Origin of the sequence: Dactylosporangium aurantiacum, from assembly GCF_000716715.1 — a bacterium.
GTDB lineage: Bacteria > Actinomycetota > Actinomycetes > Mycobacteriales > Micromonosporaceae > Dactylosporangium > Dactylosporangium aurantiacum.
This window is the reverse complement of the sequence record NZ_JNYJ01000059.1, coordinates 55,929-67,647: the sequence shown is the minus strand read 5'-3', so window position 1 is coordinate 67,647 and position 11,719 is coordinate 55,929. Positions and strand designations below refer to the sequence as shown.

Genomic DNA, 11,719 nt, shown 5'->3' with positions numbered 1-11,719 from the left:
CGTGGCGCTGACCGAGGTCGACGTCACCAACTCCTCCACCACCCAGTACGCGGGCCTCACCCAGGCCTGCATGAACGTGCCCCGCTGCGTCGGCATCACCGTGTGGGGCGTGCGCGACAGCGACTCCTGGCGCTCCAGCGAGAACCCGCTGCTCTTCGACGGCAGCGGCAACAAGAAGGCCGCCTACACCTCGGTGCTCAACGCGCTCAACGCCGCGACGCCGACCACCTCGCCGACGGTGAGCCCGACCGTGAGCCAGTCGTCGAGCACCCCGCCCGGCACACCGGGCGGCTCGGGCACGATCGTCGGGGTGCAGTCCGGCCGGTGCATCGACGTGCCCAACGCGACGCAGACCAACGGCACCCGGGTGCAGCTGTACGACTGCCACGGCCAGACCAACCAGCAGTGGACGTACACGTCGAGCAAGCAACTGCGGGTGTACGGCAGCAAATGCCTGGACGCCAACGGCGCCGCGACGAGCAACGGCACGGCCATCATCATCTGGGACTGCAACAACGGGTCCAACCAGCAATGGAACGTCAACGCCAACGGCACCATCAGCGGCGTGCAGTCCGGGCGCTGCCTGGACGTGTGGGGCACCGGCAACGGCCAGCAGATTCAGCTGTACGACTGCCACGGCCAGAGCAACCAGCAGTGGCGGACCAACTTCAGCAGCGGCCCCACCTCACCGCCCCCGTCCTCACCGTCGTCCTCGTCGCCGCCGAGCGGGTGCGCCCTGCCGTCGACGTACCGCTGGTCCTCGACGGGCCCGCTGACCAACCCGCAGAACGGGTGGCTGTCGCTCAAGGACTTCACCAACGTCGTCTACAACGGCAAGCACCTGGTCTACGCGTCGAACGTCAACTCGAGTGCGCAGTACGGCTCGATGGCCTTCAGCACGTTCACGAACTGGTCCGACATGGCCTCGGCCACGCAGATCGGGATGAGCCAGGGCACGGTGGCGCCCACGCTGTTCTACTTCGCCCCGAAGAACATCTGGGTGCTGGCCTACCAGTGGGGTCCGAACGCGTTCAACTACAAGACCTCCAGCGACCCGACCAACCCCAACGGCTGGTCCTCGCCGCAGGCGCTGTTCACCGGCAGCATCACCGGCTCCAACACCGGCGTCATCGACCAGACCCTGATCGGTGACGGCCAGAACATGTACCTGTTCTTCGCCGGTGACAACGGCAAGATCTACCGGGCCAGCATGCCGATCGGCAACTTCCCGGGCAACTTCGGGTCGAGCTACACCACGATCATGAGCGACTCGACGAACAACCTGTTCGAGGCGGTCGAGGTCTACAAGGTGCAGGGCCAGAACCAGTACCTGATGATCGTCGAGGCGATCGGCAGCCAGGGCCGCTACTTCCGCTCGTTCACCTCCAACAGCCTGAGCGGTTCGTGGACCCCGCAGGCCGCGAGCGAGAGCAACCCGTTCGCCGGCAAGGCGAACAGCGGCGCGACCTGGAGCAACGACATCAGCCACGGTGACCTGGTCCGCACCAACCCCGACCAGACCAAGACCATCGATCCGTGCAACCTGCAGTTCCTGTACCAGGGCAAGGACCCCGGCGCGAGCGGCGACTACAACCGGCTGCCGTGGCGGCCGGCGGTGCTGACCCTGCAACGCTAGGGACTTCCAACCCGACCAAGGGGCGTGTCCGGTGCCGCGAGGCACCGGGCACGCCCCGCCTGGTTGGTGGTGGGGGACCGCCGAGCTGGCGTCGGGCCTCGAGCGTCCCGCGCCGCCGTTCGGTGCCAGCCGGACGGCCGGGGCGGTGCGCCTGCGGGAGGAGCGCGTGGTGGCGGCTGGCGAGCGGTCCGATGCGGAGCTGGTCCGCAGCGCCCAGGCCGGCGACGTGCCCGGCCTCGGCGCGCTGCTGGCCCGGCACGAGGCCGGCATGAAGGCCGTCGCGTACAGCCTGTGCGGGTACGGGCCGGACGCCGAGGACGCCGTGCAGGACGCGATGCTGACGGCCGTGCGGCGCATCGGCGACGTCCGCGACCCAGGGGCGGTCGGCGGGTGGCTGCGCGCCGTCGTGCGCAACGGCTGCCGGGCCCGGCTACGGGCGACCCGCCCGGTGCTGGTCGGCGATCCGGCCGCGTTCGCGCTGCCGACCACCGAGCCGACCGCGGAGGACCTGCCGGAGGACGCCGCGCTGCGGGACTGGATCTGGCACGCCGTCGGGCGGCTGTCCGAGCCGGTCCGCGTCGTCACGCTCCTGCGCTGTTGCACCGACGTGACGTCCTACGAGCAGATCGCCGCCGTCTGCGGCATCCCCGTCGGCACCGTCCGCGGCCGGTTGAGCCAGGCCCGGGCCGGCCTCGCCGCCGCCCTGCGCACGACGGCCGACCTCGCGTACGACGACGCGGCCGCGGTCCCGGCGGCGTTCGAGGCGGCGGTGACCGCCACCGACGCGGCCATGACCGTGCAGCTGCGGCGCGTGATGCCGGCGTACTTCGCCGACTACTGGACGCACGAGCGGCGGTACGCGCCGCTGGTCGCCTCCGTGCGGGCCTGGTCCGACCCGCAGCGCGGCGAGGAACCGGCACCGCTGGACCTGCGGGCGCGGCTGGCGGGCGTCACCGCCCCGCGCTGGTCCTGGCCGGCGCGCACGACGTCATCTGCGGTCCGCGGTGGGCGGCGCTGCTGCACGACGCGATCCCGGGCGCGCGGCTGACCTTGCTGGAGCGCAGCGGGCACTTCGGCCACATCGAGCAGCCCGACGTGTTCTACCCCGCGGTGGTCGACTTCCTCCACGGGCGCTGACCACGCCCGGGCGGGATCAGGTCGCCGGTGGGCCGGCGTGGCCGAGCAGGAACGGGGCGAGCAACTCGTGCACCCGCGCCTCGACGTCGGCCACGTCGGTGCCTGCCTCGATCATGCGGCTGGCGGTGTAGACCACCGAGCTGATCAGCTGCCCGGTGACGTCCGGGTCGGGCAGGCCCAGCTCGGTGAGGGCGGCGGACAGCGGCTGGCTCATCTGCTCGTGCATGCGGTGCGTGCTGGCGTTGACCTGCTCGCCCGGCACCGACTGGATCAACGCGGTGGCCAGCGCGTGCTCGCCCTCGGCGACCAGGCGCAGGTTGGCGGTGACATACGCCAGCACCTTCCCGCCCGGGTCGCCGGCGGCGGCCATGGCGGCGGTGACCCGCCGGGACCAGTTCGGCAGGACCTCCTGCACCAGCTCGAGCAGCAGGTCCCGGCGGGACGGGAAGTACTCGTACACCGACGAGCGGGGCAGTGCGGCCCGGGTCGCCACCGCGGCGAGGGTCGGTGGCTGGTGCGGCTGCTCGGCCAGGAGCGCCCGCGCGGCGTCGAGGAGGGCCCGGCGGCGTTGTGCCCGGTGCTCAGGGATGGTGGGCGCGTCGATACGCGGCACGAACCCTCCTTCCGTCTGCGTCAGCCGGTGGACAACCGCCCGTCGATCATCTCGACCACCCGGTCGCAGTGCTCCAGCACATCGTGATCGTGGGTCACCATAACGGTAGCCACGGCGGACTGTTTCGTCTCCCGGGCCAGCAACTGCACCACCTCGTGGCTGCGGGCCCGGTCCAGCGCGGCGGTGGGCTCGTCGACCAGCAGCAGCGACGGCCGGCCGACCAGCGCCCGGGCGATGCCGACGCGCTGCCGCTCGCCGCCGGAGAGCTGGTGCGGCCGGCGGCCGGCGCGGTGCGCCATCCCCACGTCCGCCAGCAGCGCGGCGGGATCGCGGTCGTCGGCCCGGCGGCGGCTGAGGTTCGTGACGAGCCGGAGCTGGTCGAGGGCGGTCAGCGCGGGCAGCAGGTTGCCGCTCTGGAACACGAAGCCGATGTGGTCGCGCCGGTACGCCGCGCGGGCCTGGACGCTCATGCCGGCGACGTCGTGCCCGTCGATGGTGACGGTGCCGGCGTCGGGGACGGTCAGCGCACCGGCGACGGCGAGCAGGGTCGACTTGCCGGCGCCGGAGGGGCCGACCACGGCGACCAGCTCACCGGGCGCGACGCTGAGGTCCACCTCGTCCAGTGCGGTGATCATCGCGTCGCCGTCGCCGAGGCGGACGGTGACGCCGGACAGTGCCAGGCCGGTGCGGTCGCTGGTGGTCATCGGTGGGCTCCCAGGGCGGTGAGGGGATCGACGGCGGCGACCCGGACGATGGCGAAGGCCGCGCCGATCAGGCCGAGGGCGGCCAGCAGCAGCACGGCCACCGTCACCGCGGGCGCCTCGATCGCGAACGGCACGTCGCTGCCGCTGATCAGCCCGCCGAGGCCGACGCCGGCCGCGACCCCGGCGCCGATCGAGGCGCCGAGCACCACCAGCGCCTGGACCAGGCCGTCGCGCAGCAGGTACGCCCTGGCCGCGCCCATCGCGCGCAGCACGGCGAGCTCGTGCCGGCGGTTGATGGTCCACACGGTGAAGAACGCGCCGACCACCAGCGCCGAGATCGCGTAGAGGAAGACCTGGATGAGCTGCAGCGTCGAGGTCTCCGCGGTGTAGCCGGGGGAGGCCCCGTAGGCCTGCGTCTTGCGGTAGCTGGTCGTGCCGGCGGCGGCGTCGGCGGCGGCGAGGTCGGCGCCGTCGTCGGCCTGGACGGCGACCGCGGTGGCCTCGTTGGCCGCGCCGGCGCGCAGCGCTTCGCCCGGGCCGGCGCCCTGGTGCAGCCGCTGCCAGGTGGCCAGTGGCAGGTACGCGACGTCGACGTGGCCGTAGGTGCGCTGGTCGCCGGTCGAGCCGACCACGGTCAGCCGGGTGCCGATCCGGTCGATGATGACGGTGTCGCCGAGCCGCAGGCCGGCCTCGATCGCGGTCCGGGACACCACGATGCCGTCGGCGCTGCCGAGCCCGGTGCCTTCGGCCGGGGCGGGTGCCAGGAACGAGTCCGGCTCGACGCCGAAGAGGGCCAGGTCGATGGGCACGCCCCGGTCGCTGCGGGCGTTGGCGAGCATGTTGCCGAACAGGGCGGCGTCGCGCACGCCCGGCTGCCGGCGCCACGTGTCGACCTGCCCGCGGCTCACCACGCTACGGGAGAACGCCGAGTCGAGCTTGACGTCCGGGTCGAAGGCGAAGGCGGTCACCGGGAGCCGGCGCAGGCCCGACACGCCGTCGTTGACCAGGCCCGAGGACAGCCCGGACAACAGGACGACCAGGACCGCGATCAGGGCGACGACGCTGCCCATGAGCGTGAACCGCCAACGCGCGAACCGCAGCTCGCGCAGCGCGAGGAACATCCGGGAGCTCCTTCCGGGAACTTTTTCCGACGAGGTGTCGGCAACTATACCGACGTGCTGTCGGCAAAGATCGCGGGGCACCTCCGCGCAGGCCGGACGCCGCCGCGCCGGGGGCAGCCGGCCGGCCCGTGATCGACTACGGTCGCTCGGATGGGGAGCCTGTGGGTCTGGCTGTGGGTCGTCGTGACGGTGCTGGGACTGGTGGCGGCGATGGCCGCGGTCGCCCGCCGGTTGCTCGGGGTGGCGTTCGGCCGGGTACGGCTCCTGCTGGCAGGGCTGGCCGCGCTGCTGGTGTCGGGCCCGATCTCCAGGGCGATGAGCGGCTCGGTGCCGCGGGACACGACGTCGGCGGCGCCGCTGTGGCTGCTGATCCTCGCCGTCGTCACGTCGCTCGTCGTGGCCATGGTCTTCCTGGTGATCGCCGAGGCGCTCGTGCCGACGGGCAGGTTCAGGCCGCTGCTGTGGCTGCGCGGCGTCCGTGCCCGGTCCCGGCGGACCCGCCGCTACCTGCAGATCCTCGCGATCGTGGTGCGCCACGGCCTCGGCCCGTACCTGCGGGGACGCCGCGCCGCCGCGCCGGCCGCCCGGTCGCTGCGGCAGGCCCTGGAAGAGGGCGGGCTGACGTTCGTGAAGCTCGGGCAGGTCCTGTCGACCCGGCGGGACCTGGTGCCGGGCGAGTTCGTCGAGGAGCTGAGCACCCTGCGGGACCGGGCCGCCCCGATCGCGTGGGACGACGTGCGCGCCGTGCTGGAGGCCGAGTTCGGGGCGCCGGTGGGGGAGCTGTTCGCCGACATCGAGCAGGAGCCGCTCGCCGCCGCCTCGGTCGCGCAGGTGCACGCCGCCACCCTGCGCTCCGGGGCCTCGGTGGTGGTGAAGGTGCAGCGCCCCGGCATCCGCGCCGTCGTGGACCGGGACCTCGACATCGTCGGGCGGCTCGCGGCCACCCTCGAGGCCCGCACCCGCTGGGGCCGCACGGCGGGCGCCGTCGGCCTCGCCGCCGGGTTCACCCAGGCCGTGCACGAGGAGCTGGACTTCCGCATCGAGGCGCGGAACATGACGGCGGTCGCCGCGGCGGACCCGGCCGGCCCGGTGACCATCCCCGTGCCGCTGCCGGACCTGTGCACCGAACGGGTCCTGGTGATGAGCCGCCTCGACGGTGTCCCGCTGCACGGCGCCCGCGCGGTGCTCGCCGCCCGCGGCGTGGACACCGCCGAGCTGGCCCGCACGCTGCTGTACTGCGTGCTCCGGCAGATCCTGGTCGCCGGCGTCTTCCACGCCGACCCGCACCCCGGCAACGCCCTGCTGCTCACCGACGGCCGGCTCGGGCTGCTCGACTTCGGCTCCGTCGGCCGCCTCGACGGCGGCGTCCGCGAGGCCCTGCAGCGGCTCCTGCTCTCCCTGGACCGCGGCGATCCGGCCGGCGCGACCGACGCGCTGCTCGGCGTCGTGGCCCGCCCCGACGAGGTCGACGAGGAGCGCCTCGAACGCTCCCTCGGCCAGTTCATGGCGCGCCACCTCAGCACCGGCGGCGGCACCGACCCGCAGCTGTTCCGCTCGCTGCTGCGGCTGGTCGCCGAGTACGAGCTGACGATCCCGCCCGAGGTCGCCGCGGTCTTCCGGGCCCTCACCACCCTGGAGGGCGGCCTGGCCGAGCTCTCCGGCGGCTTCGACGTGATGACCGAGGCCCGCGGCTTCGCCCAGCAGCACTTCGCCGAGATGTGGCGGCCCTCGGCCGTCAAGCAGGCCCTCACCGAGGAGCTGACCACCCTCGTCCCGGTCCTGCGCCGCCTGCCCCGCCGCGTGGACCGCATCGCCGCGGCTCTGGAACGCGGCCGGCTCGGCGTCAACGTCCGCCTCTTCGCCGACGAACGCGACCGCCGGCACGTCAGCGGCCTGGTCCACCAGGTCCTGCTCACCGTCCTCAGCGGCGTCGCCGGCATCATGGCGGTGCTGCTGCTGGGCACCGCGGGCGGTCCCATGGTGACGGCCGCAGTGTCGCTGTACGCGCTGTTCGCCTACAACCTGCTGGCCATCGCCGCGATCCTCGCGCTGCGCGTCCTCATCGGCATCTTCCGCACCGGTCCGTGACCGGCCCGTCCGCCGTCAGCTCTCGCAGCCGGAGGAGCCGGTCGGTTCGCCGTACTTGACGACCTCCATGACGACCTGGGTGCCCTTGCCGGCGGCCGTGCCGGGCTTCGGGGACTGGGCCACGACCAGCCAGTTGCGGTCCAGGACCTGGTGCCGGCCCTGGGTGGTGTGGTCCTTGGAGCTGGTCCGGTAGCCGGCGTCGCGCAGCCTGTCCTGGGCCTCCTGCAGGTTCATGCACCGCACGTCGGGCACCGTGCCGCCGTCGCCCGTGCCGCCCGTGCCGCCCTCGCCGTCGGAGGGTCTGCGCACCCGCAGGGTCAGCTCGGTGTTGGCGTGCACCGTGGTGCCCGCGGCCGGGGCCTGCGCGGCGACCACCCAGTTCTTCGGGTCCAGCACCCGGCGGTCCTGGCCGGTGTCGTCGACGAGGTGGACGTTGCGCAGGCCGAGCTGGTTGAGCCTGGCCTGCGCGTCGGGCAGGCGGGCGCCCCGCACGCCGGGCATCTTGGCGTCGAACTGCGACGCCTTCGGGGCGGCCTTGTTGCTCCAGTCGTGCTGCAGCGGGTGCAGGGCGCACGAGGCGAAGGTGCTCAGCGTCAGGCAGCCGTTCGCGTCGAACTTGACCACGCCCCAGGTGATCGCGGCGACGGCGACCCACTCGAAGGCCCCGCCGAGGAGCTGGGCGCCGACCAGCCGGCCGCCGGCGCCGAGGATGAACGGCGGGTCGGCGACCACCGGGTAGGCGACGCCGGCGGTGCGGTGCTCCACGACCAGGCGGACGGTGTCGCCGTGCACCTCGTAGTGCGACGCGACGAGCCTGCCGTCGGCGTCGTACGCCCACGACGGGGGGATCGCGCCGACGGTGGTGTCCTTGGCCTTCAGCACGACGCCGCCACCGGCGGGCTGGGCGGTCGCGCCGGCGACGGTGGTGTCGAACGCGACCGGCGCGGCGGCGCTCTTGACCACGTAGAAGATGCGCGCCGCCTGCGGGGCGAGCACCTGCTCGGCGATGTCGGTGCCGGCGACGGCGTCGCGGAACACCACGACGCCCTCGGCCGCGGTGCCGCCGGTGCCGCCGCCGGCGGTGCGGGCGGTGAGCGTCACGGCGCCGTCGCGCAGCACGACGCCCTTGCCGAGGTCGTCGCTGACCACGGACGAGGCGGCGCCGCGCGAGACCGACACGCTGTGCTCGGCGGCCTGGACCGGCCGGTCGCCCGCCGGGGCGAGCACGTCGGCGAAGCTGCGCGGGGGCTTCGCGTAGGCGGGCACGGCGGGCCTGTCGTGCCTGCCCTTCTCCGGGACGCAGCCGCTGGTGGCGGCGAGCGCCACGCACAGACCGGCGAGCAGGAATCGACGTGCCTCGCTGCGTACCATGGCCGAAGTGTGCCTGACGCCCGCCACGCGACGCCACCGGGCACGCACGGACGGCTGGTGCTTTCTGGTGAAAGCACCAGAACCTCACGACGTCGCGGCCGCCTTCAACGCGTCGGCCCGGTCGGTGCGCTCCCAGGTGAACTGCGGCAGCTCCCGGCCGAAGTGCCCGTAGGCGGCGGTCGCCCGGTAGATCGGCCGCAGCAGGTCCAGGTCCCGCACGATCGCCGCCGGGCGCAGGTCGAACACCTGCCGGATCGCGGCCTCGATCCGCGCCACCGGGACGGTCTCGGTGCCGAACGTCTCCACGAACGTGCTGACCGGCTGGGCGGTGCCGATGGCGTAGGCGACCTGCACCTCGCACCGCTCGGCGAGCCCGGCCGCCACGACGTTCTTGGCGACCCAGCGCATCGCGTACGCCGCCGAGCGGTCCACCTTCGACGGGTCCTTGCCGGAGAACGCGCCGCCGCCGTGCCGGGCGTAGCCGCCGTACGTGTCGACGATGATCTTGCGGCCGGTGAGGCCGGCGTCGCCCATCGGACCACCGACCTCGAACCGGCCGGTGGGGTTGACCAGCAGGCGGTAGCCGTCGTGGTCCAGGCCCAGCAGCCGCAGCTCCGGGTCGACGACGTTGGCCTTGATCTCCGGGGCGAGCAGCGCGCCGAGGTCGACGTCGCCGGCGTGCTGGGTCGACACCACGATCGTGTCGACGCGCACCGGGCGGTGCCCGTCGTACTCGATCGTCACCTGGGTCTTGCCGTCCGGCCGCAGGTACGGCATCGTGCCGTCCTTGCGCACCGCGGCCAGGCGCAGCGCGAGGCGGTGCGCGAGCGCGACCGGCAGCGGCATCAGCTCCGGCGTCTCACCGCAGGCGAACCCGAACATCATGCCCTGGTCGCCGGCGCCCTGCCCGTCGAGCTCGTCGCCCGTGTCGCCGGCCCGCCGCTCCAGCGCGGTGTCCACACCCCGGGCGATGTCCGGCGACTGCGCGCCCAGCGACACGCTCACACCGCAGGAGGCGCCGTCGAAGCCCTTCGCGGACGAGTCGTACCCGATGCCGAGGATGACCTCCCGCACGATCGCCGGCACGTCGGCGTACCCCGCGGTGGTCACCTCACCGGCGAGGTGCACCTGGCCGGTGGTGATGAGGGTCTCGACCGCGACGCGGCTGCGCGGGTCCTGGGCCAGCAGCGCGTCGAGGACGCCGTCGCTGATCTGGTCGGCGATCTTGTCGGGATGCCCTTCGGTGACCGACTCCGACGTGAACAGCCGTCTGGTCATTGCACACTCCTTACGAGGGGTCAGGGGAGGTCGACGACGAGCGCGGCGTAGGACAGGCCCGCGCCGAAGCCGGTCAGCAGCGCCGGTCCGGACGGGGCCGGCGCGTCGCCGGTGAGCATGGCGTGCAGCGCGAGCGGGATCGACGCCGCCGAGGTGTTGCCGGTGTCCACCACGTCGCGGGCGACGCGCACGGTGTCGGGCAGGCACAGCGCCGTCGCGAGCTTGTCGACGATGCGCAGGTTCGCCTGGTGCGGCACGAACGCGGCGAGGTCCGCCACGTCGAGACCGGCCGCGCCGACGGCGGCCCGGGCGGTCGGCGCGACCTGCTGGATCGCCCAGCGGAACACCTCCTGCCCGGCCATGCGCATGGTGGGCCAGTAGTCGGGCTTGTCGCGGACCGCGAGCCACGAGTCGGTGTGCGCGATGAGGCCGCTGCGGGCGCCGTCGGAGCCCCACACCACCGGCCCGATCCCGGGCAGGGCGGCGGGGCCGACGAGCACCGCGCCGGCGCCGTCGCCGAACAGGAACGCGGTGGAGCGGTCCCGGGGGTCGATGATGTCGGTCATCCGCTCGGCGCCGATGACCAGGGTGTACCCGGCGGTCCCGGCCCGCACCAGGGCGTCGGCGACGGCCAGGCCGTGGCAGAACCCGGCGCAGGCGGCGCCGACGTCCAGCGCCGCGGCGGACTGCGCGCCGGTGCGGTGCGCGATCTCCGGCGCGATCGGCGGGGACTGCTGCAGGTTCGACATCGACGCGACGATGACCGTGTCGACCCGCGCGGCGGGCACCCCGGCGGACGCGAGGGCGTCGCGGGCGGCGCCGGCCGCCATGCTCACCACGGTCTCGTCCGGCCGGGCGTGGCGGCGCGACACGATCCCCGACCGCTGGCGGATCCAGGCGTCGGAGGAGTCGATCGGCCCACAGACCTCGTCGTTGGTCACCACCCGGTCGGGGCGGTAGGCGCCGACGCCGAGCAGCCGGGTGCCACCGGGTGGGCGGCGGGTCAGGACGGCAGGCATGCATCTCCTCGTGGGTACGGCCGTCCGGATCGCGGACCGGCCTGCGGTCAGGCCCGCGCGGTCGCGCGCTTGCCCGGCGTGGTGCGGCGTCGCGGGCGTGCGGCGAGTTCGCCGTCCACGGCCGGGTGCGGCGCCTCGCCGGCGTCGGCGGGCGCATACGGCAGCAGGTCCGTGTCGTGCACGCCCATCCCGTCCTCGATACGGTCGGCGATCTCCACGCACCAGTCGGCTTCGCACTCGAACCAACGCAGGGCCCGCTCCAGCTGCCAGTCTACGTGCTGCGGCCGCCCGGCGGTGCGGTCGGCCAGGTCGCGGCGCTGCTGCTCGGCGAAGGACCACAGCACGCCGGCGCGGGTGCGCAGCGCCATCACCGCCTCGGTCCGCGACAGCGACGGCAGGAACGGCAGCGCCGCCAGGAACGGGTCGCTCGGCAGCTGGTACTGCCACCAGTACCGGCGCAACAGCACCCGGAACTCGCGGACCCCGGCGGGGGTGGTCCGGTAGGTGGTGCGCTCCGGTCGGGCGCCCTCACGCTCCCGCGTCACCGGCTCCAGCAGGCCCTCCTCGGTGAGCTTGCGCAGCGCGTGGTAAACCGACCCGGCGGGGACGCTCATCGCTGGTCTTCCGTCGTACGCCAACAGGCCGCGGCGGATGTCATGGCCGTGCACGGGCTGCAGCGACGACACCAGCCCGAGCACCATCAGTCGCATGGTCGACACCGGCGGAGCATAGACAGCGACCCGCGTCCAGCG

Annotated in this window: 10 protein-coding genes; 3 read left to right on the top strand and 7 right to left on the bottom strand. The window is 73.7% G+C overall.

Annotated features, from left to right (window positions below):
- Both OP18_RS44025 and OP18_RS44020 read left to right on the top strand, forming a co-directional pair.
- Positions 1–1,636, top strand: a 1,636-nt coding sequence (locus OP18_RS44025) for a non-reducing end alpha-L-arabinofuranosidase family hydrolase (protein ID WP_033365315.1), incomplete at its 5' end; no start/stop codon positions are given.
- A gap of 31 nt (positions 1,637–1,667) precedes the next feature.
- Entirely contained in the window at positions 1,668–2,684 is a 1,017-nt protein-coding gene (locus OP18_RS44020) for an RNA polymerase sigma factor (RefSeq protein WP_211273864.1), read from the top strand.
- Positions 2,685–2,789: 105 nt separating this feature from the next.
- Here the strand turns inward: OP18_RS44020 and OP18_RS44015 are convergent, their stop codons facing one another.
- From OP18_RS44015 to OP18_RS44005, 3 genes are read right to left on the bottom strand one after another with little or no spacing between them, the layout of a single operon-like run.
- On the bottom strand, positions 2,790–3,386 hold the full coding sequence (locus OP18_RS44015; protein ID WP_033365314.1) for a TetR/AcrR family transcriptional regulator: 597 nt from the start codon (positions 3,384–3,386) through the stop codon (positions 2,790–2,792).
- A 20-nt stretch (positions 3,387–3,406) separates the two neighbouring features.
- Positions 3,407–4,090 (bottom strand): ABC transporter ATP-binding protein, encoded by a 684-nt coding sequence (locus OP18_RS44010; RefSeq protein WP_033365312.1) that lies wholly within the window; start codon positions 4,088–4,090, stop codon positions 3,407–3,409.
- Positions 4,087–5,211: an FtsX-like permease family protein gene (locus OP18_RS44005; RefSeq protein ID WP_033365310.1), complete on the bottom strand. Its 1,125-nt coding sequence runs from the start codon at positions 5,209–5,211 to the stop codon at positions 4,087–4,089. Before OP18_RS44005 ends, OP18_RS44010 begins: the two co-directional genes overlap by 4 nt.
- Positions 5,212–5,361: 150 nt before the next feature.
- Here OP18_RS44005 and OP18_RS44000 point away from each other — a divergent pair, with 150 nt between their 5' ends.
- Positions 5,362–7,299: an ABC1 kinase family protein gene (locus OP18_RS44000; protein WP_033365309.1), complete on the top strand. Its 1,938-nt coding sequence runs from the start codon at positions 5,362–5,364 to the stop codon at positions 7,297–7,299.
- Positions 7,300–7,314: 15 nt separating this feature from the next.
- On the opposite strand, the gene OP18_RS56235 is transcribed toward OP18_RS44000, so the two are convergent.
- The 4 genes from OP18_RS56235 to OP18_RS43980 all read right to left on the bottom strand — a co-directional run bounded on the left by OP18_RS56235 (position 7,315) and on the right by OP18_RS43980 (position 11,677).
- Positions 7,315–8,670, bottom strand: coding sequence for a PASTA domain-containing protein (locus OP18_RS56235; protein WP_156090207.1), 1,356 nt, complete (start codon positions 8,668–8,670; stop codon positions 7,315–7,317).
- A gap of 84 nt (positions 8,671–8,754) precedes the next feature.
- Positions 8,755–9,948: a methionine adenosyltransferase gene (metK, locus tag OP18_RS43990; RefSeq protein WP_033365308.1), complete on the bottom strand. Its 1,194-nt coding sequence runs from the start codon at positions 9,946–9,948 to the stop codon at positions 8,755–8,757.
- Between the two features lie 20 nt (positions 9,949–9,968).
- On the bottom strand, positions 9,969–10,967 hold the full coding sequence (locus tag OP18_RS43985) for a beta-ketoacyl-ACP synthase 3 (protein WP_052388242.1): 999 nt from the start codon (positions 10,965–10,967) through the stop codon (positions 9,969–9,971).
- 47 nt (positions 10,968–11,014) lie between these two features.
- Positions 11,015–11,677 (bottom strand): PadR family transcriptional regulator, encoded by a 663-nt coding sequence (locus OP18_RS43980; RefSeq protein ID WP_245635748.1) that lies wholly within the window; start codon positions 11,675–11,677, stop codon positions 11,015–11,017.
- Between the last annotated feature and the right edge of the window lie 42 nt (positions 11,678–11,719).

Coding starts and splice junctions, on each gene's coding strand:
- OP18_RS44005 (WP_033365310.1), bottom strand. CDS start 5,211: ATGTTCCTCGCGCTGCGCGAGCTGCGGTTCGCGCGTTGGCGGTTCACG.
- metK (WP_033365308.1), bottom strand. CDS start 9,948: ATGACCAGACGGCTGTTCACGTCGGAGTCGGTCACCGAAGGGCATCCC.
- OP18_RS44000 (WP_033365309.1), top strand. CDS start 5,362: ATGGGGAGCCTGTGGGTCTGGCTGTGGGTCGTCGTGACGGTGCTGGGA.
- OP18_RS44010 (WP_033365312.1), bottom strand. CDS start 4,090: ATGACCACCAGCGACCGCACCGGCCTGGCACTGTCCGGCGTCACCGTC.
- OP18_RS43980 (WP_245635748.1), bottom strand. CDS start 11,677: ATGCGACTGATGGTGCTCGGGCTGGTGTCGTCGCTGCAGCCCGTGCAC.
- OP18_RS56235 (WP_156090207.1), bottom strand. CDS start 8,670: ATGGTACGCAGCGAGGCACGTCGATTCCTGCTCGCCGGTCTGTGCGTG.
- OP18_RS43985 (WP_052388242.1), bottom strand. CDS start 10,967: ATGCCTGCCGTCCTGACCCGCCGCCCACCCGGTGGCACCCGGCTGCTC.